Source organism: Oceanobacillus halophilus, assembly GCF_003628505.1.
Lineage (GTDB): Bacteria > Bacillota > Bacilli > Bacillales > Amphibacillaceae > Oceanobacillus > Oceanobacillus halophilus.
Genome location: NZ_RBZP01000002.1, coordinates 25,508 through 49,771, shown reverse-complemented (window position 1 = coordinate 49,771; position 24,264 = coordinate 25,508). Strand labels below are relative to the sequence as shown.

Sequence of the window (24,264 nt, the reverse complement as noted above, 5' to 3'; positions counted from 1 at the left end):
TGTATGTTGATATGTAGTCAACATTTACTTGAGATGCGCTATATCGTATAATAGAGAAAAATATAATTGGAGTTTTTATAATGGAGAACATTCGAGAATTAATAAAGGAATTGAATCTAGATACAAACTTAACAACCGAAGACATTCCTGAGATTGATTTATATATGGATCAAGTAATTCAGCTATTTGAAAGTAAATATGAATCAACCAAGCGTAATGAACATGACAAAGTATTGACTAAGACAATGATTAATAACTATGCAAAAGGGAAGTTATTTTTCCCTGTAAAGAACAAGAGATATACAAAAGAACATATCATGCTGATTAGTTTGATTTATCAATTAAAGAGTGCTTTATCGATAAACGATATTAAGAAGTCACTAACGAGGCTGAATTCAAAAGTTGTGGAAGAAGAATTTGAACTGGAAAATTTATATAAAAGCTATGAAACCCTAAGTAAGAGGAATGTGGAACATTTTGCAGAAAATGTCTTACAAATTAATCAAGAAGTAGCTGCAGAGGTACCTGATGATGAAGATAATCAATATATGGAACAGTTACTTTTAATTGCTTCCTTTACTCATATGGGTAATTTATATCGAAAAGCTGCAGAGAAAATAGTGGATGAAATTGCGGATAATCCTCCATCATCAAATGAAAAGTAGAGCGGTATAGTTGTTTGTGTAAACAATTAGAGATAAAATTAGTAAGAATTCACTAGAGAGGGGTAAGAATTTGAGTATTTATCCGAATGTAAAAGAAACAAAAGAATTAATTAAACAACTAGTATCTATTCCAAGCCCATCCGGGAATACTGGAAAAGTAATTCAATTTGTAGATGACTTTTTACAAGAACGAAATGTGGAAACAAAACGCAATCGTAAAGGTGGTTTGATTGCGACGTTACCAGGCGAAAATAAGGATCAACACCGAATGCTGACAGCGCATGTAGATACATTAGGTGCCATGGTGAAGGAAGTAAAAAGCAATGGGCGCCTTCGTCTAGACTTAATCGGAGGGTTCCGGTATAACTCGATTGAAGGAGAGTACTGCGAAATACATACAACAAGCGGAAAAACCTTTACTGGAACGATTTTGATGCGTCAAACTTCCGTACATGTTTATAAAGATGCAGGGGATGCGAAACGAAACCAAGAAAATATGGAAGTTCGTATTGATGCAAAAGTAAAAAATGCGGATGACATTCGTAAATTAGGAATCGAAGTTGGAGATTTTGTTTCCTTTGATCCACGTGTAGAGTTAACGGACAATGGTTTCATTAAATCTCGTCATCTGGATGATAAAGCTAGTGTTGGTATTCTTCTGCAGCTTATTAAACGTATCAAGGAAGAGAATCTGACCTTACCATATACAACTCATTTTCTCATTTCCAATAACGAGGAAATTGGCTATGGAGGTAACTCTAACATAACCCCGGAAACGGTAGAATATTTAGCAGTGGATATGGGCGCAATGGGGGATGGACAATCCACCGATGAGTACACGGTTTCTATTTGCGTGAAAGATGCTAGTGGGCCATATCATTTTGAATTGCGGAAAAACCTTGTTGAAATTGCTGAAAAAAATAGTATTGGCTATAAGCTAGATATCTATCCATATTACGGTTCAGATGCTTCTGCTGCCATTCGTTCGGGGCATGATATTGTTCATGGATTAGTCGGCCCAGGAATTGATTCTTCTCATGCATTTGAACGCACGCATGAGGAATCTCTGGAACATACAGAGAATTTGCTCTATCATTATGTTCAATCTAAGATGGTTACTATCTAATGTTAATGGACTTACCAGTTTTGGTAGGTTCTTTTTATATAACCAGAAGGAAGTGATATGAAGTGAAACTTAGTATTTTAGATCAAGCTCCGATATCGAACGGGAAAACACCTAAAGAAGCATTGGAAGCTACTATAGAACTTGCAAAACTTGCTGATAAACTCAGTTTTACTCGTTATTGGGTAGCAGAACATCATGATTTAGATGGTTTAGCATCGCCTGCACCAGACATATTGCTTGGCATTATCGGTTTACAGACAAGAAATATTCGTATTGGATCAGGAGCAGTGCTGCTTCCTAACTATAAACCCTATAACGTTGCAGAGCGTTACAATGAGCTGGCAACTCTCTATCCTGATAGGATAGACTTAGGTATAGGAAGAGCACCTGGGGGATCAGCAGAAACATCTATTGCGCTTGCGGGGAACTTTTTAGAAAAGGTACGAAATTATCCAGAACTAATCGATGATCTTGTGCATTTTTTACATAAGGATTTTCCAGAAGATCACATGTTCTCGAAGGTATCACCAACTCCTGTTCCTGATTTTGCACCAGTTCCTTGGTTGTTAGGGACAAGCGAAAAAAGTGCTATTCTGGCAGCCGAAAAAGGTTTGCCATATGTGTTTGGTCATTTTATGAGTAATCAGAATGGACCGGAAATCGTGAAAAGTTATTATGAAAATTACACTGGTAGAACAGGAGCAAAAGCTTTTGTTACGGTTTCTGTTGTGTGCGCTGAAACGAAAGAAGAAGCTGAAAAGTTAGCGATGAGTCATTTGTTTTGGAAAATTTTGCAGGATAAAGGGGAAGGTAAAACTGGCGTACCTTCTGTGAAAGATGCACTTAACTATTCCTATACTGAGGAAGAAAAAGGGAAGCTCGAAAAAATGAGACAGCATCAAATTATCGGAGATCCTAGAGAAGTTCGTAAACAATTGGAAAAACTGGGGAAAGCGTATCAAGTAGATGAGTTAATGATATTAACAATAACGCACAGTTATGAGGCAAGAAAGAAATCCTATGAATTACTTGCGCAAGAGTTTGGCTTGTTGTGACTTAATAGAGGGAAAGCAGCTTTGAGATAAGAAGGCAGCTTTCTTTTTTCTGTGGTTCATAATAAATGGAAACTGATAATATATTATGTAACGGCAGTGAGCTTTGTAACAAGGAGGGACAAGCTATGCAGGAATGGATTATAGAAATGATGGAACAGTTTGGCTATATAGGTGTCTTCTTAATGATGGCTTTAGAAAATTTATTTCCCCCAATTCCGTCTGAAATTGTCCTTCCATTTGGAGGATTTCTGACAATTAATTCGGATTTGCATGTCATTGGAGTCGTCATCGTGGCAACAGCAGGTTCCATCATTGGAGCCATTATCTTATTCGGACTTGGTACAATGATTGATGTTGAGCAAATGGAGAAAATAGTAGATAAATGGGGATATATTTTGAGAGTGAAAAAAGAAGATATACATCGAGCAGATGCTTGGTTTGATCAATATGGATATTGGACAGTATTATTCTGTAGAATGGTTCCTGTGGTCAGAAGCCTTATTTCCATTCCTGCTGGCATGTCAAATATGAATTTTATCCTATTCTTGGTATTTACTACGATTGGTACATTAATTTGGAATATTGTTCTTATAATGATAGGCGTAGTGCTTGGAGAGAATTGGGAAGCTGTTTTAGAATATATGGATGTGTATTCGAGTGTTGTTGAAGTTATATTAGGCATATTATTTGTTGTATTTATTGTTTGGTATGTTAGAAAGAAAAAGAAAAAGAGAAAGTAGAAGTTAACGGTTCCTCGTCCGCTCTTGGGTTCTGGTATCACATCCGACATTAATACTTTAATAAATTAATGGCCAAAGTGCCCACTTAACCTTGTGACCATCTTAAAACGCTTTGATTGTTCTCAATCTAAGCGTTTTTTTGTTCTTTATGTTCGTTCAACACCCTCACTTTCACTCATAACATAGGGATTAGCTCCATTAAGCCTTAAGACCTATCGTGAAATATTTCTCAGGCTCATTATGAAAATCAAAAATTCTCGGTATGATGGAATCAAGATAAAGAAAGGAGTGAGTAACATGAAAAAGTTTATGTTATTTGTTGGAGGCCTTGTAGCCTTAATTATTTTATTAGCTAACCTTGGTCCAATGGTTTTACTAGGACTTAGCTTATGGTTGCTATATGTCATTTTCAAAAAGTTTGTAAGGAGTGATTCGACAGCTGGAAAAGTTGGCTGGATAATTCTTGGCCTATTCATTGCAAGTATCGCATTTTCCAATATATATGCCGTGATTGGTTTAGCTGCAGCATATGCACTTTACCTCATTTACAAGAACTGGAATAAGGAAGATGACCCAATGGTACATGTAATGGAAGATGACGATCCATTTACAAACTTCGAGCGTGAATGGGCAGAACTTAACAAATAAAATTTAAAGGAGCGGATTATAATGGCAAATATTTTTACTCGTATGAAAGATTCCATTGAGGCAGATTTACATGATGTTTTAGATAAGAAGGAACAAAAGAATCCAATCAAAGCATTAAATCAGTATTTAAGACAAGCGGAACAGGAAAAAGAGAAGGTACGCAGACTTATTGAACGTCAGTATAAGCTAAAGGATGAATTTACGAAAGAACAACTGAAAGCCCAAGATTCTGCTGACAAACGGTTGAAACAAGCAAAAGTGGCTGAAAAAGCTGGAGAAGAAGAACTTTATCAGTTTGCAATGAAAGAGCATGAAGAATATCAAGGGCGCGCAAATCGTATGGAAGTATCTCGTAAGGAAGCATTGGAACAGCTTGAGAATCTTGAACAAAAATATGAAGAAATGAAGCATCGATTAAAGGACATGCATCTTAGAAGAATGGAACTAATGGGCCGTGAAAATATCGCCCACGCCAATCATCAGGTAAATCGTGTAATGGATGAAGTGGCAGATAAGCCTTTTTCTAAGTTTGCTGAGATGGAACGTTACATTGAAGGTTTAGAGTATAAAGTGAACAGTTCATACTACCGTAGCACATTTGACAGCAAGATTGCGAAATTGGAAAAGCAACTAAACGAAAAAGAAAACATCGAGTCATAATCAAGTGCAGAAATATAAATAATCATGATATAATACAGGCGTGATTAGCGTCTGTATTTACATAAGGCTCTTTTCGTATTATTTGTTGCTTTTTGAAGTTGTACATTTGATAGAAATACTTGATTCAATATTTTTTTGTTACTTTACTCCAATAAGTGCGTTGTTGATTTCCGCTCCGGGCAGTTGCCTTCCGTAGCGGATATATAGCAGTATTCTTAATTAAAGTTATCAACAGTCTATATAAAATGTGTTAAAAAGCAACAATCTTTTAGTAAAAAGCCTTACATGATAAAGGGAGGGTAATTTATGTTCAAGCGATTTCAGACAGATACATTTAACTGGATATTGATCATTGGCGTTATCCTCCTAATCTTTGAAATTATTTTCTTTTACGGTGGTTCGTTAATTCAAGTATTAATTTCGTCTGTATTTGTGTATATTGGATGGAAAAATTTTCAAAAACTATGGGGGAAAATCCTATTTTGGATTTTCCTGATTAGTTTTATTTTTTCTGTCTTAAATGTTTTGGCTGTTCGATTCCTCATTGTAGCAGCACTGGTCCTCTTTGTTATTGATTACTCAAAAAAGAAAAAGGAAGAAGAATATCTTTCACCTTCCCTTCCTGGTTCAGAGGTTAATCAAGAAATAATGATGGAGATGGAACCATTATTTGATCATCGATGGTTTGAAGATCAGCAAACAGGTGAGACAGCATATGGCTGGCGGGATGTTAATATTCATGGTTTATTTGGGAATAAAATAATCGATTTAAGTAATACGGTATTACCCAATGATACTGCAGTTATATCGATTCGACATTTTATGGGGAAAATTGAGGTTTATGTACCTTATGAAGTGGAGGTCAGCATTCATCATAGTTCAGTTTTTGGAAGAGCCCACATCTTCGGAAAGCACCATTGGAAATTGATGAATAAATCCTTGTTGTACCAAACAGAAAAATATGATACTTCCTTTCCGAGAGTGAAGATAATCACCTCTGTATTTTCGGGCGATATTGAGGTGAAGCGGATATGAATATCTTACTTCGGCATGTACTTACATCCGTTATGTTTTCTATCATACTTGCATTGATGCTTCTTGGGATTACTTTTTTATTTTTTCCACTTAGTGATTGGACAATGATTTGGAAACAAGAGTTTGGAAATGTTTCCTATCTTATTTGGATGCTTGGTATAGTGATTGCGATCGGTATCGTAGTTGGTTTTTCTATCGGTATTTACTGGAAACAGCGAATTTATCATATTGATCGTAAATTAGGGGAGATAGTAAAGGGGCAAAAACTATCTGCTGATGAGGAAAATTATCGAGAATTGGAAGGTATTCTCCAGCGAATTCAAGAGTTACAGAATAAATTAAATAAACAGGCTGAATTATCCCAGCGCTTAGCAACCGAGCGAGCGGAAGAGAGGGAGAAGAGCCTTCAGGAAATTGTTGAGCAGGAACGAAATCGATTGGCAAGGGAATTGCACGATTCAGTTAGTCAGCAATTATTTGCAGCATCCATGATGATGTCAGCTATTACAGAAGCAAATTCACCCAAAGATAACCCCAACCAGAAACAACTGAAAATGGTTGAAAAAATGATACACCAGTCCCAATTGGAAATGCGTGCATTACTTTTGCATTTACGACCTGTTGCTTTAAAGGGTAAGTCATTGCAGGAAGGAATAGCAGAATTACTCTATGAACTTACACAGAAAGTTCCAATGGAGATTATACAAAAAGTAGAAGAATTCTCGATTGATAAAGGTGTAGAAGATCAGCTATTTCGTATTCTACAGGAATCTCTGTCTAATACATTACGTCATGCAAAAGCAACTACACTTCAAGTGATGTTAATCGAACGGGATGAAACGATTATTTTACGTGTTGTCGATAATGGTGTGGGTTTTGATATGAAAAAAGTGAAAACTGGTTCCTATGGACTTTCCAATATGCGCGAGCGAGCGTATGAAATTGGTGGTACATTTAAAATAATTAGTTTACCTAAAGAGGGTACCAGATTAGAAGTTAAAGTACCTGTATTAGGAAAGGATGGTAAAAGGGATGATTAGAGTATTGTTTGCGGATGATCATGAAATGGTTCGAATCGGTGTTTCGTCTTATCTTTCTGCACAATCGGATATTGAGGTGGTAGCAGAAGCCGATGATGGCGCACCAGCAGTTAAGTTTGCCTTAGAATTAAAGCCAGATATTATACTGATGGATCTTGTCATGAAAGAAATGGATGGTATTGAAGCTACGAAGCAGATTATAAGTCAATGGCCAGAAGCGAAAATTATTATAGTAACAAGCTTCTTAGATGATGAAAAAGTTTATCCTGCATTAGAAGCTGGTGCAACTAGTTACATGCTAAAGACTTCTAAAGCAGAGGAAATTGCTAAGGCAATACGTTCGACATTTAACGGTCAACCTGTCCTTGAACCTGAAGTTACCGGGAAAATTATGTCAAAAATGAGGAAAAAACCCGAGGTGGAATTATATCAACAGTTAACAGAAAGAGAAATGGAGATTCTTTTACAAATTGCACAGGGGAAATCTAATCAGGAAATTGCCGATGAATTATTTATAGCACTGAAAACGGTGAAAGTTCATGTCAGCAACATATTAGGAAAGCTTGAAGTGCAGGATAGAACGCAAGCTGTAATCTATGCATTTAAACACGGGTTAGTAGAATAGTGGGGGGTACTTTGAAAAGCGAGTACCACTCACTATCTGTAATTTTATACTATTTTTGCATTTCCTGGATTTTAAAATATTGATCAACAAGCTCATATATAGATATTAGTTCATACAAGAGGATTAATTCGGGCGGGAATTTTGTGGGATGTGCTTTGGTACTTTTTGTTATCTCTTTATTATCTTCCCAGAATATCTCCATAATTTCATGTTGTTGCTTGTGCTGCCTCTCTTCATCATAGCTTAAAGGGTTTTGAAGTATAATTGCCAGTTCTTTAACTGCAGTTATGATAATATTTCTTTCTTCTTTTGTCCACGCTAGTTTTTCTAAAGGTGTATAAACAAGGTTATCGATGTGATCATGTATTAATCGTAAACAATTTAGTTGTTCTTGAATATGCAAGAATTTAGTCTTTTCGCTTTTGGCTAGCGGGTGGTATTTTGCCTCATCACGCTGGAATCTACTGAGCGTCTCCGTTTTTAGAATCTCATTCTTCAAATTTCTAAGCATTTCTTTCTCTCCAGCTGCAAACTCCTGCTTTTCTAGTATATTTCGGAAAAGTATTTCCAGTACAGTACTTGTTTGATTTGCAATATGCTGTACATGTTTTCTTATATCTTTTCGGTAATCGGGTGGTAAGATAAACATATTTACAATAGTTGAAACACCGAGGCCAATAGTTGTGGTACCTAAACGTATGAAAAAAGAAACGAGAAAATTGCTGTGAATAACCTCTATCATTGCAACAGCAGTTAAAGTTGCTACGAGTAAACCTGCATGCAGGTTCAACTTGTAACAGGTTGTAATTGTCAACACTGCAGCTAATGTATAGGTTATGGCAGAATTTCCGAATAAAGAAATAAATAAGACAGCATAAGCGGAACCAATTGCAGATGCTGGAAATCGAATGATCCCCTTTTTGATGGAATCAGACACAGTAGGCTCCACAGTAACAATTGCTGTAATAACGGCAAAAACTGGTGGCCAACCTATTAAATTACAAATTAATGCTGTAAAAAAAACGGAAACCCCTGTTTTTACAATACGGCTTCCAATGAACCTAAATCTTTTCAACTTTAGTCAACTCCATATAAAGTACATCTACGAATACTTTGTCCATCCCTATTCTCTTACAATCTAAAATTTTTTTCAAATATTTTTAAAAAAAGGGTTGCATTTTTCAGATAAATAGAATAAACTCTGTATTATAACAAATAACAAATAACAAATAACTGTTATATAAAAGTTTAAAAGGAGTGTATGGAATGGAAACAATTAATTGCCCAGAATGTGGAAAAGAAGTGGATGCTAGAAGTTTTACAATGGAATGTGATTATTGTCTTTCTAAAAGAGAAGACTAATTTTTTTGCACTACATGTTATATAACAAATGTAATAATATCTGTCTATAGTATAACAGAGGAGGGCTGTACCATGTTGAAAAATTCGGAGATACAAATAAATGGCAACCAACGTTTCGAGGAAATACTAACACCTGGTGCATTAGAGTTTTTAGAAAAATTACATCTTCATTTTAACGATAGAAGGAAAAACTTGTTAGAATTACGGAAAGAAAAACAGCAAGAATTAAATGAAGGAAAGAAACTGGACTTTCTTTCTGAAACACAATCGATTCGAGAAAGTGATTGGACGGTTGAACAGATACCAAAGGATTTACAGGATCGGCGAGTAGAGATTACAGGACCGGTTGATCGGAAAATGATAATAAATGCATTGAATTCTGGTGCAAAAACATTTATGGCAGATTTCGAGGATGCAACGTCACCAACTTGGGAAAATGAGATGCAAGGACAGATAAATTTAAAAGATGCAATTCGAAGACAGATTGATTTTCAGGCTCCCAACGGAAAAGAATACAAATTAAATGAGGATACAGCTGTACTAATTGTTCGTCCAAGAGGCTGGCATCTGGAAGAGAAGAATATTACGGTTGCTGGAAAACCGATGTCTGGTAGTTTAGTAGATTTTGGACTTTATTTATATCATAATGCAAAGGAATTAATACGTCGTGGAACGGGACCATATTTCTATTTACCAAAATTAGAAAACCACTTAGAGGCAAGATTGTGGAATGATGTTTTTATATTTGCACAAAACGAAATCGGTATTCCTCAGGGAACAATAAAAGCAACTGTTTTAATAGAAACAATTACAGCTGCATTCGAGATGGATGAGATTTTATACGAATTACGAGACCACTCTGCAGGCTTGAACTGCGGACGTTGGGATTATATTTTCAGCTACATTAAAAAGTTTCAGAATCACCCAGATGTTATTTTGCCGGATCGCTCGGTAGTGACGATGGAAGTTCCTTTTATGAGGTCTTATTCCTTATTAGCGATTCAAACATGCCATAAACGGAATGCACCGGCAATTGGAGGAATGGCTGCACAAATCCCTGTTAAAAATGATGATAAAGCTAATGAAGTTGCATTTAAAAAAGTGCAGGCGGATAAAGAAAGAGAAGTAAGGGATGGTCATGATGGAACGTGGGTTGCTCACCCAGGGATGGTGCAGCTTGTCAAAGAAGTATTTGATAAAGGAATGTCAACTCCAAATCAAATCTTTAACAAACGTGATGATATAAATGTCACTGCGGAAGACTTAGTAGAAGTTCCGAAAGGTGATATTACCGAGATCGGTTTACGTACCAATATAAATGTTGGAATACAGTACACAGCAGCTTGGTTAAGTGGAATGGGTGCTGTTCCATTAAATAATTTAATGGAAGATGCCGCAACAGCAGAAATTTCAAGAGCACAGGTATGGCAATGGATCCGTCATCCGAAGGGAATTATCAATGATAGAACAGAAATTAACTTAGGTTTAGTGGAGACTTTAATAGAAGAAGAATTAGACAAAATTAAAGATAACGTTGGAAATGATATGTTTAGTAATGGTAATTATTTGAGGGCAGCAGAGATTTTCAGGGACTTAATTAGTCAGGATCAATTTACTGAGTTTTTAACACTACCAGCTTATGAAAGTTTATTAAAGGATAATAACTAAAATTTAGAGGGGGACATGAAAATGGGAATTAATCGTGTGGAAGTATTAAAACAAGAGTGGGATAATAATAAGCGCTGGATGGGAGTAGAGCGTCCATATACAGCGGAGGATGTTATTCGTTTAAGAGGTTCCATTGATATCGAGTATACGCTTGCTACAAGAGGTGCTAATAAGTTATGGGAATCAATTAATGGAGAAGAATATATAAACGCTCTTGGGGCATTGACTGGTAATCAAGCAGTTCAACAGGTTAAAGCGGGCCTAAAGGCTATTTATCTTAGTGGGTGGCAAGTTGCTGCTGATGCTAACTTGGCAGGTCAAATGTATCCCGACCAAAGTTTATATCCGGCGAATAGTGTACCAAGCGTTGTAAAACGTATTAATCAAGCTTTACAACGTGCAGATCAAGTTCATTTTTCTGAAGGTAATGAAGAAATTGACTGGTTTGTGCCAATCGTTGCTGATGCAGAGGCTGGATTTGGTGGTCAGTTGAATGTTTTTGAATTGATGAAATCTATGATTGAATCAGGTGCTTCCGGTGTGCATTTTGAAGACCAATTATCTTCTGAGAAAAAATGTGGACATTTAGGTGGAAAAGTGTTGCTACCAACACAAACAGCAGTGAAAAATCTGATTGCAGCAAGGTTTGCTGCAGACGTAATGGGAACGCCAACTGTTATTATAGCTCGTACAGATGCAAATGCTGCAGACTTAATTACAAGTGATGTTGATCCGTATGATGCAGATTTTATAACTGGAGAACGTACAACAGAAGGTTTCTATCGTACAAAATCTGGAATTGATCAGGCAATAGCTCGAGGACTTGCTTATGCACCATATGCTGACTTAATCTGGTGTGAAACTTCAGAACCAGATATTGATGAAGCAAGAAAGTTTGCTGATGCCATTCATGAAAAATATCCAAACAAATTGCTTGCATATAATTGTTCACCTTCATTTAACTGGAAACAGAAGCTTTCTGAAGAGGAAATTGCTAATTTCCAAAAAGAATTAGGTGAAATGGGATATAAATTCCAGTTTGTAACATTGGCTGGTTTCCATGCACTAAATCACAGTATGTTCGAGCTTGCTAGAAAATATAAGGATGAAGGAATGGCTGCATACTCTGAGTTACAGCAAGCAGAATTTGCAAGTGAAAAATATGGTTATTCTGCAACTCGTCACCAACGAGAAGTTGGAACAGGTTACTTTGATGAAGTAGCACAAGTTGTTTCCGGCGGTACATCTTCTACAACTGCATTGAAGGGTTCAACCGAAGAAGCACAGTTTACTAGTTAATTAGATAAAATTTGTAAAAAAGCGCCAGTTCTTGTAAAGAGAGCATGGCGCTTTTTTTACTGGTTTATGGCGAAAAATGTCGGTTTTGAAATATAATTGTAATATAACTATAATATGTGTGAAATTATTACATGTTATACTACAAATTGTCGAGTGACATTTGGACTAGGTAAAAATGAATATATCATATAGGAAAGACAGTTTAATAGATAGCGAATACATAATACAAACCGCAAAGTTGGGAAGCGAGGAATAAGGTAATGAAAAAGACAGTAATAGCTTTATCTGCAGTTGCAGTTATTGGGTTTACAGGGCCGATGTTTGTAGATTCAATTCATGCACAAACGATAGAAGAAGTACAAGCTGAACGTGAAGAAATTAAGGACAAGTTATCAGATGCAGAAAATAAAATTGCAGATGTCCTAATCGAAATCAATGATTTAGAAAAAGAAATTGAAAAGACCAATAATGCTCTGAAAGAAAACCAGAAAATGATGGATCAAACAGAAGCTGATATAGCTGCAACAGAAGAAGAAATAAACGCGTTAGAATCAGAAATTGCAGAATTAGAAGCTGCTATTGAAAAACGATATGATATCTTAAAAGAACGTGTACAATCGTATCAACAAAATGGCGGTAATGTGAGTTATTTAGAAGTTATTTTTGGATCAAAAAGTTTTGGCGATTTTATTAGTCGAGTAACTGCAGTCAGCAAAATAACAGAATCTGATCAAAACTTAATTAAATCACAAGAAGCTGATAAACAATTAGTGGAAGAAAAGCAAGCAAACTTGGAAGAAGAACTAGAAGAACTGACTGCTATGAAAGTTGAACTTGAAGGTATGGTAGCAACAATTAAAGAGCAAAAAGCACAGACCGAAGAAAAAATGGGTTCGTTAGATGATAAAAAACAACGATTAGTAACCATGAAAGAAGACTTACAAATAGAAGATAGTCAACTTGCTTCTTTAGAACAAAGCTTAAAGGCTCCAGCCGTTGTTCCTGCGAATGAGACGCAAGTAGCAAGTTCAAGCTCAAATACTGCTTCAAAATCTTCTGATGGTGGTAGTCTTACAACTTTGAGCAAATCTAGTGGAAGTGGCAATATTCAAACAGCTGTTAACGCTGGATTTAATCACTTAGGTACTCCATATGTTTGGGCTGGTAAATCTCCAAGTGGATTTGACTGTTCTGGATTTGTTTCATGGGCCTTTTCTCAAGCTGGAATTTCCATTCCATCTAGTACAGCAGGATTACAATCTACTGGAACAAAAGTATCATATAGTAATGCGCAACCAGGAGACTTAGTTTTCTTTAACACTTATAAAACAAATGGACATGTTGGTATCTACCTAGGTGGAGGTAAATTTATTGGTGCACAAAACTCTACTGGTTTAGCAGTTGCTAATATGTCAAGCGGTTATTGGAAAGATCATTTTGCAGGGCATGTACGTCGTGTAAGATAAATAGAATAATAGATAAAGGCTGAAACAAATGTTTTAGTTATGTAAAATCCGAACTTTACTATAATAGTACCGTTCGGATTTTTTTGCATTTTTATTGCGATTCTAAATCTAGGTGCTGTGCTTTTGTCATAGTAACAATTTAGCCTCGCATAAGAAAATGTACATTAATCTTTTTTCGGACATAGCAAAGTAATTAGTAAACAAATTAAAAAACACAAAACTACCATTCATATAATGGTTCGTCATTATAGTGAGTAAATATCGTTACTTTTTAACTTTGTCGATGTTGATGGAAATTGTTGATCTATTTAACTAAAAATAAATAACTAATGGAGCGATTCGTTAACATCGCTACGGAAATACACTCCGCTTTCCGCGAGGAGGCTGAGGCCGTGCCCGCGAACCGCGAGTATTATGCCGGAGCGAATAATCGCACACCTCAAACATAAGTGTGAGCGGGAGCTAACACTATTTTGAATTAAAGATATCAACAGTCTATACAAAAATACACATAAACAGCAAAAATCTATTCATTAGTAGTGTAACCGCAGTGTCAATTTCTTTGTGAAGAGTCATACGAAAAGTAAAATTTCTGTTGAAACATTTTCATCTGTAGAAAATGTTTAGTATAATCGTTAACGGGGAAAATAATTGTTGCAGAAACTCATTTGTTAATAAGCGATTACAATTACATACTCCAGAGATAGAATACATCTACAGAAAGGAACTGTTATGAAAAAAAAGAGTGCATATCAAAATCCAGTTTTTTATGTATCATCTATTATAGTTGGATTACTAGTTATAATTGGAGCAATATTTCCAAAAAGATTTGGAACTGTTGCAGAGTCCTTATTTAATTTTACAACGAACAATTTTGGCTGGTTTTACTTATTAGCTGTTTTTATTATTACGTTATTTTTGATAATATTGTCTGCAAGTAAGTATGGAAAGATTCGGCTTGGTCCTCAGGAATCCAGACCAGATTTTCCGTTTTTTACTTGGATAGGAATGTTGTTTTCAGCAGGTTTCGGAATTTCCATCGTATTCTATGGCGTTGCTGAACCAATGAGTCACTTCTTTTCTACGCCTTTTCCTGAGTTAGAGGCACTTACTCCAGAAGCAGCTAGAGAAGCAATGAGTTATTCTTTCTTTCACTGGGGAATTAGTCAATGGTCTGTTTTTGCAATTGTAGGTTTAGTCATTGCTTATTTACAATTTAAAAAAGATAAAAAAGGTCTAATTTCCGTTGCAATAGAACCAGTGATAGGAAAAAATAAAATTGCTGGCAACACGGTTGATTCCTTAGCAGTTATTGCAACCGTGATGGGTGTTGCAACAACATTGGGTTTGGGAATTATGCAGATGAATGGCGGGTTAAATGCCGTAGCCAATATACCAAATTCAATGTGGGTGCAAATTGCTATTGCCCTTGTCATGCTGGTGGCGTACATGGCATCATCAAGTACAGGGCTAAATAAGGGAATCAAATGGTTAAGTAATATAAATCTAGGGCTGGCACTTGTTTTAATGGTGTTTGTGTTTTTTGCAGGACCAACTGTTTTTATTTTAGATACTTTTGTATTGGCCTTAGGGGACTACATTACGAATTTCCTGCAGTATAGCTTACGGTTAACACCTTATAGTGGAGAAAATTGGGTTCAGGATTGGACGATATTTTATTGGGCATGGGGAATTGCTTGGTCTCCATTTGTAGGTGCGTTTGTTGCTAGAGTTTCAAGAGGGAGAACGATTCGTGAATTTGTATTCGGCGTCCTTGTTGTTCCACCGGCTATTGCGTGTTTATGGATTGCTACTTTTGGTGGAACCGCTCTATATAGTGATTTATTCAATGGTACACAGATTGCTGATGCAGTAAATAATGATGTTACGGTAGCCTTGTTTGAAACATTTGAAGTGGTACCACTTACGACAATTTTATCCATTCTGTCTATATTATTAATTTTTACCTTCCTAGTAACGTCAGCAGACTCAGCTACGTACATTTTGGGTAGTATGACCTCTAAAGGTTCATTAAATCCAACCTTAATGGTGAAATTGATTTGGGGAACACTCATTACAGCTATTGCTGTTGTCTTGTTGATTGCTGGTGGTTTAAATGCATTGCAGACGGCATCTTTAACGTCAGCGTTACCATTTACGGTTATACTTTTAATTATGGTCCTATCCATTTGGAGAATATTAACCAAAGATTATAGACGATATAAAGCCAATAACAAGAAAGAGGAAAATGAAGAAGAGGCAGCTAAAGGATAAACCTTTGGCTGCTTATTTTTTCCTCTTGACCTTGACGTAGCGTAAAGGTTTAGGATAGTAATTGTCAGGAGGGTGACTATGGAATACACCGTAAATCAATTAGCAAAAATATCAGGAGTAAGCGGTCGAACACTTCGCTACTATGATCAAATTGGCTTACTAAAGCCGGCAAGAATTAATTCATCGGGATATCGTATTTACGGACAAAAAGAGGTTGATTTGCTTCAGCAGATTTTATTCTATAGGGAATTGGAAGTGAGTTTGGAAGATATCAGTCAGATAATCAATCAGCCAGATTTTCAGCAAACAGAAGCTTTAAAGAAACATTTTTTCAATCTTAAAAAGAAGAGATCCCGTCTTGACAAAATAATTGATACAGTCGAAAAGACCATTATTAACAAAGAAGGAGGAATACCAATGAAAGATAAAGATAAGTTTGAAGGTTTTAAACAAAAACTAGTGGAAGAAAATGAGCAAAAGTATGGAAAAGAAATTAGAGAAAAATATGGGGATAAAACAGTTGATGCCAGCAATGCAAAGATGATGGGATTGTCTGAAGAAGATTATCAGGCAATGACGAAAGTAGGGGAGGAGATATTTTCCTTACTTAAAAGAGCGTATGAAACAGGTGACCCCTCATCTAAAGAAGCGCAGGAACTTGTTGAGAAGCATAAAGAATGGCTAATGTTTTCATGGCCAAGTTATTCAAAGGAAGCACATGCGGGACTGGCAGATATGTATGTAGCTGATGAACGATTTTCAGTTTATTACGATAAGGTTGTTCAAGGTGGAACAAAATTTCTACGTGATGCCATTTTCATCTATCTAGGAAAAAAATAATATTAATGGCTGGAATAAGCGGTTGTTGAACATACCACTTATTCCAATTTTTTTATCTGAAAATTTCTGATTAAGGTTGAAGTGGTTAGTCCAATGGTTAAAACCATACAGGCAGAATAGAAAATAGTAACTGGAGGAATATAGAAAAAACCTATGAGCAAAACTAGGCAATCAATAAAGAAAATCAGAAGTCCTGCATTGATGGAGGTTATATTAGATATGATTAACGCCAATAGTTCAGACCCTCCAGTACTTATGTCATTTAAAAGCATAATACCAACACCTGTTCCTATTAATATCCCTCCGATTATGGCGCCGACCAATATTGGACCACCTTCTGGATTCCAGTGAGATACAGGCTGAAATAAATCAATGAGAAAAGATGAAATTAGAAGTCCATGTATACCGTTATAAAAATATATACGTTTATAAAAATAAGCAATAAAATATAAAGGTATGCTTAAGATAATAATCGTTAAACCTGGTTTTACACCAAAAATATATTTAGCTAATAATCCGATCCCGATAATTCCACCATCTAATAAATGATTTGTTATGATAAAAAAGTTAATCGCAAATGCCACCAATGTACTGCCAATTATAATTGCTACCCCTTTTTTTAACATTGTAGTTTCCACCTTGTCCAAGTCTCGTACTATAAATAGTATGATTGGATGTGAAATATAGGACATGTTTTCAAAGGAATTCTTGCTTGACTATCATTAATTCTCCATTTATAATAATCGATAATTGAATGAATGTTTTCTAGGGTTCCGCAATTGATACAAATTGGTCAGGTCCGAGAGAAAACGCGCGGTTATACGTGTACACGGAGGGACAAAAGCCCGGGAGGATATCAGGATAAAATGATATCTTCTCAGGGCTTTTTCATTTCGCTTTAAACTATAGGCTGTTTTCTAAATTATGGAGTTTAGTACAACTTTTGCTTTAGAGACAAAAAGTCTTAGCAAGGTTCTAATAAAAGGAGAATAAGTATGAAAAAAGATTGGAATCTTATATTTGTTGCAGGTTTATTTGAAATTGGCTGGGTTGTTGGATTAAATCATGCATTTAATTGGTGGACATGGGGGTTAACTCTTTTGGCCATTTATGTGAGTATGCATCTATTAATTATTGGATCAAGGAGGTTGCCAGTAGGAACAACATACGCAGTTTTTACAGGGATGGGTACTGCTGGAACGGTTCTACTGGAGATAGTAGTATTCGGAGAACCACTTCAATGGATGAAGTTATTATTAATATTTGTTCTATTAATCGGAGTGATTGGATTAAAAGTAATTACGCCTGAGGCAGAAGGAGAGCGTTCTTAATGGATTGGATCATGCTAATCATTGCTGGAGCTGGAGAAGTCGCTGGTGTTATGGGGATAAATCAAGTGAATAAGAAGAAAAATTTTGCGTCCTTTGTTTTACTGTTTGCAGGGTTTATCATTAGCTTTCTATTTCTGTCTCTATCCATGCAAACTATTTCTATGGGGACAGCTTATGCTGTTTGGACAGGAATTGGTGCATCTGGAAGTGTACTAGTTGGGATGTTATTTTTTGGAGAGTCAAAAGATTGGAAGAGGTTATTTTTTATATTGCTTATCATATCTGCTGTTGTCGGATTGAAATTGATTAGTTAGAGGAATAATCCTGATAAAAGACCGGGAAGGCTGAGATAAAAGCGAGGAAGCCCGATAACAGAACATAAACCCCGAAAAAAATATAATCAAATAGTGAGTCCAGAGACGTATTCTCTTAGACTCACATGATATTTACTGCTCTTCATCTGATAAGTAATCACTATTAACATATCCAGTAATGTCATCTGTTGTTATTTTAACCCAGTCATCGGCATCCTCGATATATTCCACTTCTACTTCATCATTTAATGTCAACGTAGCAACTAATTCGTCTTCTGTGCTTGGTCCACTTCGTACATTTAATAAGTCAGCACTAACATATTGAGTGGTTACCATAGCCTCTGAAATATCTTCATCTTCAGCAGTTTCTTCTTTTTCATTTTCTAATTCGACATCTTTCCCATCAGTATCCGTATTTTCTGTGGATACATCATTAGAACTTGTCTCGGCTGAAGCGAAGTCCTGATTCTTGAAATTATGCTGCATGACAGCGACAAAAGCAACGAAAGCAATAACTAATATAATAAGTAATACAGAAATTAAACCTTTTTTTCTATTCATTGTCACTTCTCCTAAATCTTTAATTCTAGGAATATTATACATGAAAATCGAGGAGAGTTGAAGCGAACTCCAACTCTCTTGAGAAATTAATAGTTTGAAAGACCACTCTCTGGGGTTTGAATGATTACAGGATTTTTGCTTGGATCAAGCCACTTTAATATAGAAACGACATTCTGCTGACTGACCCCTGTACAGCCCAGTGTATGTCCGTTTGCGATATGAAAGAAAATGGCGCTTCCTTTTCCGGGAGTTTGAGCTGTATTATAGTTAATGACAAAACCATATGTATAAAGATCAATATCCATATTTTCTGCACTGTCCCACTGGTCGCTGGTTTCTTCTTTAGATTGCCAAGTATTATAAAGTTTAGAGTTAGAGTCATCCACCCAAACATCATCTGCAGAAATTGCTCTGTAAGATAATTTGGTCCCAGGATTACCAGAGCGACCAAACGCTGTACCGATAGAATACTTGCCAGTTGGACTTTTTCCATCTCCTTCGACTTTATTATCTGCAAAACCATTTTTTCCAATATATCCATTAACATTTAAGACTTGTGTCCAGTTACCAGACGAATCTCTTTCGAAGGTCTGTACTTTTGCAGAACTAGTACCATAGCCATTTGTAGTTACTAAAATAAGCTGATTATTCCCATCTACTGTCGTTAATTTTTCTGCATCATTTTTAGGAGGAGTTTCTTTTTGTTCAGATGTTGAATCTTTCTTTTCTTCCTTTTTATTTTCTTTATTTGTCTCTTTACTAACTATTTCTTTTTTCTCAGAGTCTTCTTCTTTTTTCTCTTTGGTAGGTGCAGGTTTTTTTACTACTGACTTTTCAGTGGATAAGTATTTTGCATTGACATATCCTTTGAGATTATTAGTAGATATCTGTACCCATCCATTGGAATGCGATTCTTCCGCAGCGTCTATCTCATCATTCACGGAAACAACACCAACGACACTATGTTCTATTCCAGGTCCGGAACGAACATTTAATGTAGAAACATTCACGTATTTTTTTGAAAAGGAAACAGTTTTGTCATCATCATCATTATTATTATCTGTATCGTCTTTGTCTTTCTGTTCTAGTTCTACTTCATCTTCCTTCGCTCGTTTGGAAGAGTCCTCTTTTACATTTTCCGTTTCAGGCTTTGTTTCTTTCTCCGATAAAAGTTTCTCTTCCTCGGATTTTTCCTTTTGTTCACTTTCTTCCTCTACATATGTTTCTTTCTCTTTTCCCTCATCAGCAACAGCGTCTTCATTTGTCTGGAAGTTATTTTGCATGATGAAAATAAATAGTGCAAATACAGCTATAGTAACAGCCCCTACGATTAATTCTTTTTTTCTTTTCATTCCCTATTCTCCTTTCTACTATCATATAAAAACAGTATACAAGAAAATAGACGTGTGTTGGGTAAAAAGTATTAATTAAAATTCGCCCAAACAAGAAAAACTAGTGCTAAAGAAATAAGTAGGGTAGTACTAATGTATTGAATTGCTTCTTTATACTTGTTATCTATGATTAAGCTCAAGGTATCGTTTCCAAAAGTAGAGAAAGTTGTAAATGCTCCGCAGAAACCAATTCCCAGGAAAAACCAGATCTTTTCAGAAAGATTTCCATCTATATGTAAATAATAAACAAATGCTAATATCACCGAACCAGTAATATTTGCTAGCCAGGTTCCGATTAACCGCTTCTGTGTTTTTTCGGAAATATAGAACCTTGAAATACTCCCAAGGAATCCCCCAACTGCAACAAGGAATAGATTCATCATGCAACCTTCTTTCTTTTAGCTACATGAAAACCAAGATAACAGAATGCCAGTCCGCCTAAAATACTAATAAGAATATAAAGGATAGCAAGGATCACGCTTCTTTTCATAAGCTCTAGTGTTTCTACAGCAAAAGTAGAATAGGTAGTAAATGCACCTATGATGCCAGTTGTAAGTCCAATATTAACTTCTAAAGAGAGTAGCCTTTTCAGTTGTTTTTGATTTAATAAATAGGAGAGAAGGAAACACCCCAGCAGATTTGCTGTAAGTGTACCAAAAGGAAAAGAATCAAATGAAGAGAAAACGGTAGAGACACCGTAACGACTGATTGCACCTATCATTCCACCAATCCCTACCGCTATATAGATTTTATTATTTATACGCTTTGACATGTTGGACACAATCCATAAATTTCAAATTTATGACCTTCAATGGCATAGTTTGCGAGAGTCTGCTGGACTTCATCCATTGGGCAGACATCAATTTCTTTTGTTTTGCCACATTCATTACAGATAAAATGATGATGGTGGTGTGTTGTACAATTCATTCGAAAATGTCTTTCTCCATTTAATTCTGTTGTTTCTAAAATTCCCATTTCATTATATAAATGTAGGTTCCTATAAATTGTATCAAAACTAATTCCTTCATGATTATCTTCAAGATAAGTAATGAGGTCTTTTGCCGTACGGTACCCATCTACGTCCGCAAAATAAGCCAAAATATCTTTTCGTTTTCCAGTAGCTTTATAGCCTTTGTCTTTTAAGAGATTCATTGCTTCCTTTAAGTTCATTTAAGCTTCCCTCACTTTTTTACGAAAATTAAATTGCTTTATCCCTATAGATATTAATAGAATGATAATAGCTACCATAACAATAGTACCGCCCGGGGGGATGTTCAAGTAATAGCCGGTAATTAAGCCAGCAATAACCGCTATTTCCCCAAAGAGAATCGAAAGTCCCATCATTTGCTTAAATCCTTTTGCAAGTCTCATTGCAGCCGCAACAGGAAGTGTCATCAGTGCTGAAACTAGCAATACACCAACAATGCGAATGGAAGCTGCAATAACAAGTGCTGTTAGAATGATAAATAATAAATGAATCCGTTTGGAATGAATGCCAGAAATGGTTGCATGTTCTTCATCAAAAGATAATGTAAATAATTCTTTATAAAACAATGCTACTACAAGAATGACGAAGATGGAAATAGACAGAATCATAAAGAAGTCATTTTGGCTTACTGCAGATACAGATCCAAACAAATAATTAAAGAGATCTGTATTAAACCCATCTGCTATTGCAATGAAAATAACACTTAAGCCAACACCGCCTGATAAAATAATTGGTATGGCAATCTCTTGATATGCTTTATATATACTTCGTAGTTTTTCAATAAGCACAGAACCAAAAACCGAAAAAATCATTCCACTGTAAAGAGGAGGGAATGTAATTAGTAAAAGTTTCTCTATCATTAAACCGAAAGCAATACCGCCCAATGTAACATGAGAGAGAGCATCTGCTATTAAGGATAGTCTTCGAACTACAATAAATGTCCCAAGTAGGGGGGCGATAATTCCGATAAGTAATCCGGTTAGAAAAGTGTAACGCAAAAAGTCAAATTGAAAAAAGTCTGCTACCATATCAATACCTCCTCTCTAATGGTTGTGGGTAACGATGTTAACGGGATGTCCATAAAATTGGGATAAATCTTTCTCAGATAATGATGAATAATCTTCCGGTTTGCCGTGAAAATGTAATGTTTTATTTAAACAAACAATATCGGTGGCATGCTCAGTTATTGCACCTGTATCATGTGTTACTAATAATAGAGTTATGTCACGATTATCATGGAGCTGGTGAAGCAACTCATAGAAACGTTTAACATTTTCATAATCGACACCAACTGTTGGCTCGTCCAGTATGAGAAGTTCAGGATCATTTACAAGTGCCCTTGCGATAAATACACGTTGCTGTTGTCCGCCAGATAAATTTCCGATATTTTCATAAGCATAATCAAGCATTCCGACCTGGTCAATTGCTTCCAATATTTTTTCTTTATGCTTTTTATTGAAAAATTTAAAGTAACCAATTTTTGCAGTAAGGCCTGTTGATATAACTTCAAAAACAGTAGCTGGAAATCCTCGATTAAAGGAATTGGCTTTTTGAGACACAAATCCAATCTTTTCACGTTCTTTAAATGTCTCGATGGGTTTGTTGAAAACTTCAATAGAGCCCCCATCTGGTTTTATTAGTCCTAGTAATAATTTTATTAAAGTAGTTTTGCCACCACCATTTGGACCTACCAATCCCATAAATGAGCCACGAGGGATTTCGAAATTAATATGGTCTAAAACAACCTTTCTTTCGTAAGCATAGCTTATATTTTTCATGGATACGATAGACTCTTTCATGCGTTCACCTCCATCGGTAACTTTTATTGTTTCAGTTTATTCTGTTGCTTGATCCAATACTGTCATATTTTCTTCCATCAATGAAAAATAATCTTCATCGTTGCTGATATCTTTGTCAGTAAGAACAGCTAAGTTATGAATGGTTAATGCTTCCGCTCCAATCTCTGATTGAATAATCTCTGAGACCCGATTACTACTGTTTTGTTCAAAAATAATATACGTCAAGTTATGATTTTTTGCTTGATCAATAATTTCTGTTAATTCCTTTTGTGATGGTTCACTACTTGATGATAGTCCACTTATTGCGATTTGCTGGATGCCGTATCGCTCTTCCCAGTACCCATATGCAGCATGGGCTACTAAAATTTCTTTCTTTGATTTTGTTTTTAGTATTTCCGTAAATTTATTATCTAGTGCTATTAATTCTTCTTTTAGTGAAGTAAAGTTTTCATTGTATAGTGCTTCAGATTCTGGGTTTAGTGAAACTAATTCATCTTTTATAATTTCCGACATTTTAAGCATTCGTTCTGGATCAATCCATATATGTGGATCGTTATCACCATGATTATGTTCGTGATGATCTTCTTCGTGCTCATCATCTTCTTCCATATGGAAAAGTTCTTTGTGTTCACCAATTTCAATCAGTGCCAACTCCTGATTTTCCAAAGCATCTGCAGCAGTTTCTGCGAAAGCCTCCATGCCTGCTCCAAGATAAATAAAGGCATCTGCCTTAGCAATAGTTGTCATCTCCTTAGAAGTTGGTTCATAAGAATGCGCGTCTACTCCTGGTGGGTATACAGTTTTTGCATTTACAGTGTCCCCACCAATTTTTTCAATGGCAAATTGAATAGGGTACACCGTTGAATAAATGGTAAGTATAGAATCATCTGTAGTTTCAGTAGGTTCCAATGTATCGTCAGTACATCCGGCGGTAATAATACCAATAAGTACTAATAGAATAATAGATTTTATTAATCTCAACTGTTTCATCTCCATATTCATTTATATTATTAAACTGGTAATATCATACCGTAATGATTCCGATTTGTAAATAGGAATGATTCCGATTTAGAAAAAGGATTATATTTTGAAAATGCTGTTTTAAACAAAATTATATTTTTGATACAAAAGTACGTAACTTATGAATGAAATTGATTCGTAGTTGATAGAAAATCCTGATTTATTTAATTCAGAATAAATATGAAATAAGGTGCATTGTTGATTTCCGCTCCGGGCAGTCGCGCACCTTAGGGCGGCTGATGAGCCTCCTCGTGCTATCGCACTCCGGGGTCTCATCTAGGCCTCTTTTCCCGCAGGAGTCGACTGCCCTCCGCTCCAATCAACTTGCTTAATAGTAGTGGCTATATTTAAGAGCCT

The 24,264-nt window shown here is 35.9% G+C and carries 27 protein-coding genes and 1 riboswitch; of the genes, 17 read left to right on the top strand and 10 right to left on the bottom strand.

Annotated features, from left to right (window positions below; translation table 11 throughout):
* Window positions 1-80 precede the first annotated feature (80 nt).
* The 9 genes from D8M06_RS04345 to D8M06_RS04305 all read left to right on the top strand — a co-directional run bounded on the left by D8M06_RS04345 (window position 81) and on the right by D8M06_RS04305 (window position 7,594).
* Window positions 81-665, top strand: coding sequence for a DUF1836 domain-containing protein (locus D8M06_RS04345; RefSeq protein ID WP_121203148.1), 585 nt, complete (start codon window positions 81-83; stop codon window positions 663-665).
* 70 nt (window positions 666-735) lie between these two features.
* Window positions 736-1,791 (top strand): M42 family metallopeptidase, encoded by a 1,056-nt coding sequence (locus D8M06_RS04340; protein ID WP_121203147.1) that lies wholly within the window; start codon window positions 736-738, stop codon window positions 1,789-1,791.
* A gap of 62 nt (window positions 1,792-1,853) precedes the next feature.
* Entirely contained in the window at window positions 1,854-2,846 is a 993-nt protein-coding gene (locus tag D8M06_RS04335; RefSeq protein WP_121203146.1) for an LLM class flavin-dependent oxidoreductase, read from the top strand.
* 125 nt (window positions 2,847-2,971) lie between these two features.
* Entirely contained in the window at window positions 2,972-3,586 is a 615-nt protein-coding gene (locus D8M06_RS04330) for a DedA family protein (RefSeq protein WP_121203145.1), read from the top strand.
* Window positions 3,587-3,883: 297 nt separating this feature from the next.
* The gene (locus D8M06_RS04325) at window positions 3,884-4,234 is read left to right on the top strand and encodes a lmo0954 family membrane protein (protein ID WP_121203144.1); all 351 of its coding nucleotides are present in this window, start codon (window positions 3,884-3,886) and stop codon (window positions 4,232-4,234) included.
* A 21-nt stretch (window positions 4,235-4,255) separates the two neighbouring features.
* Window positions 4,256-4,894: a PspA/IM30 family protein gene (locus D8M06_RS04320; protein ID WP_121203143.1), complete on the top strand. Its 639-nt coding sequence runs from the start codon at window positions 4,256-4,258 to the stop codon at window positions 4,892-4,894.
* Window positions 4,895-5,200: 306 nt separating this feature from the next.
* A complete protein-coding gene (gene liaF, locus D8M06_RS04315) occupies window positions 5,201-5,929 on the top strand; it encodes a cell wall-active antibiotics response protein LiaF (protein WP_121203142.1) in 729 nt (242 codons plus the stop codon).
* Window positions 5,926-6,969: a sensor histidine kinase gene (locus D8M06_RS04310; protein WP_121203141.1), complete on the top strand. Its 1,044-nt coding sequence runs from the start codon at window positions 5,926-5,928 to the stop codon at window positions 6,967-6,969. Before liaF ends, D8M06_RS04310 begins: the two co-directional genes overlap by 4 nt.
* A complete protein-coding gene (locus D8M06_RS04305) occupies window positions 6,962-7,594 on the top strand; it encodes a response regulator (protein ID WP_121203140.1) in 633 nt (210 codons plus the stop codon). The genes D8M06_RS04310 and D8M06_RS04305 overlap by 8 nt, the downstream gene beginning before the upstream one ends.
* A gap of 49 nt (window positions 7,595-7,643) precedes the next feature.
* On the opposite strand, the gene D8M06_RS04300 is transcribed toward D8M06_RS04305, so the two are convergent.
* Window positions 7,644-8,669 carry an FUSC family protein gene (locus D8M06_RS04300; RefSeq protein ID WP_121203139.1) on the bottom strand — a complete coding sequence of 342 codons (1,026 nt, stop codon included), beginning with the start codon at window positions 8,667-8,669 and terminating at the stop codon, window positions 7,644-7,646.
* 186 nt (window positions 8,670-8,855) lie between these two features.
* On the opposite strand from D8M06_RS04300, the gene D8M06_RS20400 reads away from it, so the two are divergent.
* From D8M06_RS20400 to D8M06_RS04275, 6 genes are all read left to right on the top strand, one after another.
* On the top strand, window positions 8,856-8,981 hold the full coding sequence (locus D8M06_RS20400; RefSeq protein WP_421904191.1) for a hypothetical protein: 126 nt from the start codon (window positions 8,856-8,858) through the stop codon (window positions 8,979-8,981).
* Between the two features lie 47 nt (window positions 8,982-9,028).
* Window positions 9,029-10,624 carry a malate synthase A gene (gene aceB / locus D8M06_RS04295; protein WP_121203138.1) on the top strand — a complete coding sequence of 532 codons (1,596 nt, stop codon included), beginning with the start codon at window positions 9,029-9,031 and terminating at the stop codon, window positions 10,622-10,624.
* Between the two features lie 21 nt (window positions 10,625-10,645).
* Window positions 10,646-11,923: an isocitrate lyase gene (gene aceA / locus D8M06_RS04290; RefSeq protein WP_121203137.1), complete on the top strand. Its 1,278-nt coding sequence runs from the start codon at window positions 10,646-10,648 to the stop codon at window positions 11,921-11,923.
* Between the two features lie 260 nt (window positions 11,924-12,183).
* Window positions 12,184-13,389, top strand: coding sequence for a C40 family peptidase (locus D8M06_RS04285; protein WP_121203136.1), 1,206 nt, complete (start codon window positions 12,184-12,186; stop codon window positions 13,387-13,389).
* Window positions 13,390-14,121: 732 nt separating this feature from the next.
* Complete coding sequence (locus D8M06_RS04280; protein WP_121203135.1) at window positions 14,122-15,663, top strand: BCCT family transporter; 1,542 nt, start codon at window positions 14,122-14,124, stop codon at window positions 15,661-15,663.
* A 78-nt stretch (window positions 15,664-15,741) separates the two neighbouring features.
* Complete coding sequence (locus D8M06_RS04275; RefSeq protein ID WP_121203134.1) at window positions 15,742-16,503, top strand: MerR family transcriptional regulator; 762 nt, start codon at window positions 15,742-15,744, stop codon at window positions 16,501-16,503.
* Between the two features lie 38 nt (window positions 16,504-16,541).
* On the opposite strand, the gene D8M06_RS04270 is transcribed toward D8M06_RS04275, so the two are convergent.
* A complete protein-coding gene (locus D8M06_RS04270) occupies window positions 16,542-17,129 on the bottom strand; it encodes a YitT family protein (protein WP_121203133.1) in 588 nt (195 codons plus the stop codon).
* Between the two features lie 128 nt (window positions 17,130-17,257).
* Window positions 17,258-17,357: riboswitch (guanidine-I (ykkC/yxkD leader) on the top strand.
* A 141-nt stretch (window positions 17,358-17,498) separates the two neighbouring features.
* On the opposite strand from D8M06_RS04270, the gene D8M06_RS04265 reads away from it, so the two are divergent.
* Both D8M06_RS04265 and D8M06_RS04260 read left to right on the top strand, forming a co-directional pair.
* Window positions 17,499-17,834: a DMT family transporter gene (locus D8M06_RS04265; RefSeq protein WP_121203132.1), complete on the top strand. Its 336-nt coding sequence runs from the start codon at window positions 17,499-17,501 to the stop codon at window positions 17,832-17,834.
* The gene (locus tag D8M06_RS04260; protein WP_121203131.1) at window positions 17,834-18,148 is read left to right on the top strand and encodes a DMT family transporter; all 315 of its coding nucleotides are present in this window, start codon (window positions 17,834-17,836) and stop codon (window positions 18,146-18,148) included. Before D8M06_RS04265 ends, D8M06_RS04260 begins: the two co-directional genes overlap by 1 nt.
* A 132-nt stretch (window positions 18,149-18,280) precedes the next feature.
* Here D8M06_RS04260 and D8M06_RS04255 read toward each other — a convergent pair whose 3' ends face one another.
* The 8 genes from D8M06_RS04255 to D8M06_RS04220 form a co-directional block, all read right to left on the bottom strand.
* Window positions 18,281-18,709: an SH3 domain-containing protein gene (locus tag D8M06_RS04255; RefSeq protein WP_158591727.1), complete on the bottom strand. Its 429-nt coding sequence runs from the start codon at window positions 18,707-18,709 to the stop codon at window positions 18,281-18,283.
* An 86-nt stretch (window positions 18,710-18,795) separates the two neighbouring features.
* Complete coding sequence (locus D8M06_RS04250) at window positions 18,796-20,061, bottom strand: SH3 domain-containing protein (RefSeq protein ID WP_121203129.1); 1,266 nt, start codon at window positions 20,059-20,061, stop codon at window positions 18,796-18,798.
* A gap of 71 nt (window positions 20,062-20,132) precedes the next feature.
* Window positions 20,133-20,480 carry a fluoride efflux transporter CrcB gene (gene crcB, locus D8M06_RS04245; protein WP_121203128.1) on the bottom strand — a complete coding sequence of 116 codons (348 nt, stop codon included), beginning with the start codon at window positions 20,478-20,480 and terminating at the stop codon, window positions 20,133-20,135.
* Window positions 20,480-20,872, bottom strand: coding sequence for a fluoride efflux transporter CrcB (crcB, locus tag D8M06_RS04240; protein ID WP_121203127.1), 393 nt, complete (start codon window positions 20,870-20,872; stop codon window positions 20,480-20,482). The genes crcB (D8M06_RS04245) and crcB (D8M06_RS04240) overlap by 1 nt, the downstream gene beginning before the upstream one ends.
* Window positions 20,857-21,270, bottom strand: a complete 414-nt coding sequence (locus tag D8M06_RS04235) for a Fur family transcriptional regulator (protein WP_121203126.1) — start codon at window positions 21,268-21,270, stop codon at window positions 20,857-20,859. Before D8M06_RS04235 ends, crcB (D8M06_RS04240) begins: the two co-directional genes overlap by 16 nt.
* A complete protein-coding gene (locus tag D8M06_RS04230; protein WP_121203125.1) occupies window positions 21,271-22,116 on the bottom strand; it encodes a metal ABC transporter permease in 846 nt (281 codons plus the stop codon).
* Window positions 22,117-22,131: 15 nt separating this feature from the next.
* On the bottom strand, window positions 22,132-22,887 hold the full coding sequence (locus D8M06_RS04225; protein ID WP_121203124.1) for a metal ABC transporter ATP-binding protein: 756 nt from the start codon (window positions 22,885-22,887) through the stop codon (window positions 22,132-22,134).
* 36 nt (window positions 22,888-22,923) lie between these two features.
* Window positions 22,924-23,877 carry a metal ABC transporter solute-binding protein, Zn/Mn family gene (locus D8M06_RS04220; protein ID WP_121203123.1) on the bottom strand — a complete coding sequence of 318 codons (954 nt, stop codon included), beginning with the start codon at window positions 23,875-23,877 and terminating at the stop codon, window positions 22,924-22,926.
* Between the last annotated feature and the right edge of the window lie 387 nt (window positions 23,878-24,264).

Coding starts and splice junctions, on each gene's coding strand:
- D8M06_RS04345 (WP_121203148.1), top strand. CDS start 81: ATGGAGAACATTCGAGAATTAATAAAGGAATTGAATCTAGATACAAAC.
- D8M06_RS04330 (WP_121203145.1), top strand. CDS start 2,972: ATGCAGGAATGGATTATAGAAATGATGGAACAGTTTGGCTATATAGGT.
- D8M06_RS04325 (WP_121203144.1), top strand. CDS start 3,884: ATGAAAAAGTTTATGTTATTTGTTGGAGGCCTTGTAGCCTTAATTATT.
- D8M06_RS04320 (WP_121203143.1), top strand. CDS start 4,256: ATGGCAAATATTTTTACTCGTATGAAAGATTCCATTGAGGCAGATTTA.
- liaF (WP_121203142.1), top strand. CDS start 5,201: ATGTTCAAGCGATTTCAGACAGATACATTTAACTGGATATTGATCATT.
- D8M06_RS04310 (WP_121203141.1), top strand. CDS start 5,926: ATGAATATCTTACTTCGGCATGTACTTACATCCGTTATGTTTTCTATC.
- D8M06_RS04305 (WP_121203140.1), top strand. CDS start 6,962: ATGATTAGAGTATTGTTTGCGGATGATCATGAAATGGTTCGAATCGGT.
- D8M06_RS20400 (WP_421904191.1), top strand. CDS start 8,856: ATGGAATGGAAACAATTAATTGCCCAGAATGTGGAAAAGAAGTGGATG.
- aceB (WP_121203138.1), top strand. CDS start 9,029: ATGTTGAAAAATTCGGAGATACAAATAAATGGCAACCAACGTTTCGAG.
- aceA (WP_121203137.1), top strand. CDS start 10,646: ATGGGAATTAATCGTGTGGAAGTATTAAAACAAGAGTGGGATAATAAT.
- D8M06_RS04285 (WP_121203136.1), top strand. CDS start 12,184: ATGAAAAAGACAGTAATAGCTTTATCTGCAGTTGCAGTTATTGGGTTT.
- D8M06_RS04280 (WP_121203135.1), top strand. CDS start 14,122: ATGAAAAAAAAGAGTGCATATCAAAATCCAGTTTTTTATGTATCATCT.
- D8M06_RS04275 (WP_121203134.1), top strand. CDS start 15,742: ATGGAATACACCGTAAATCAATTAGCAAAAATATCAGGAGTAAGCGGT.
- D8M06_RS04270 (WP_121203133.1), bottom strand. CDS start 17,129: ATGTTAAAAAAAGGGGTAGCAATTATAATTGGCAGTACATTGGTGGCA.
- D8M06_RS04265 (WP_121203132.1), top strand. CDS start 17,499: ATGAAAAAAGATTGGAATCTTATATTTGTTGCAGGTTTATTTGAAATT.
- D8M06_RS04260 (WP_121203131.1), top strand. CDS start 17,834: ATGGATTGGATCATGCTAATCATTGCTGGAGCTGGAGAAGTCGCTGGT.
- D8M06_RS04255 (WP_158591727.1), bottom strand. CDS start 18,709: ATGAATAGAAAAAAAGGTTTAATTTCTGTATTACTTATTATATTAGTT.
- D8M06_RS04250 (WP_121203129.1), bottom strand. CDS start 20,061: ATGAAAAGAAAAAAAGAATTAATCGTAGGGGCTGTTACTATAGCTGTA.
- crcB (WP_121203128.1), bottom strand. CDS start 20,480: ATGAATCTATTCCTTGTTGCAGTTGGGGGATTCCTTGGGAGTATTTCA.
- crcB (WP_121203127.1), bottom strand. CDS start 20,872: ATGTCAAAGCGTATAAATAATAAAATCTATATAGCGGTAGGGATTGGT.
- D8M06_RS04235 (WP_121203126.1), bottom strand. CDS start 21,270: ATGAACTTAAAGGAAGCAATGAATCTCTTAAAAGACAAAGGCTATAAA.
- D8M06_RS04230 (WP_121203125.1), bottom strand. CDS start 22,116: ATGGTAGCAGACTTTTTTCAATTTGACTTTTTGCGTTACACTTTTCTA.
- D8M06_RS04225 (WP_121203124.1), bottom strand. CDS start 22,887: ATGAAAGAGTCTATCGTATCCATGAAAAATATAAGCTATGCTTACGAA.
- D8M06_RS04220 (WP_121203123.1), bottom strand. CDS start 23,877: ATGAAACAGTTGAGATTAATAAAATCTATTATTCTATTAGTACTTATT.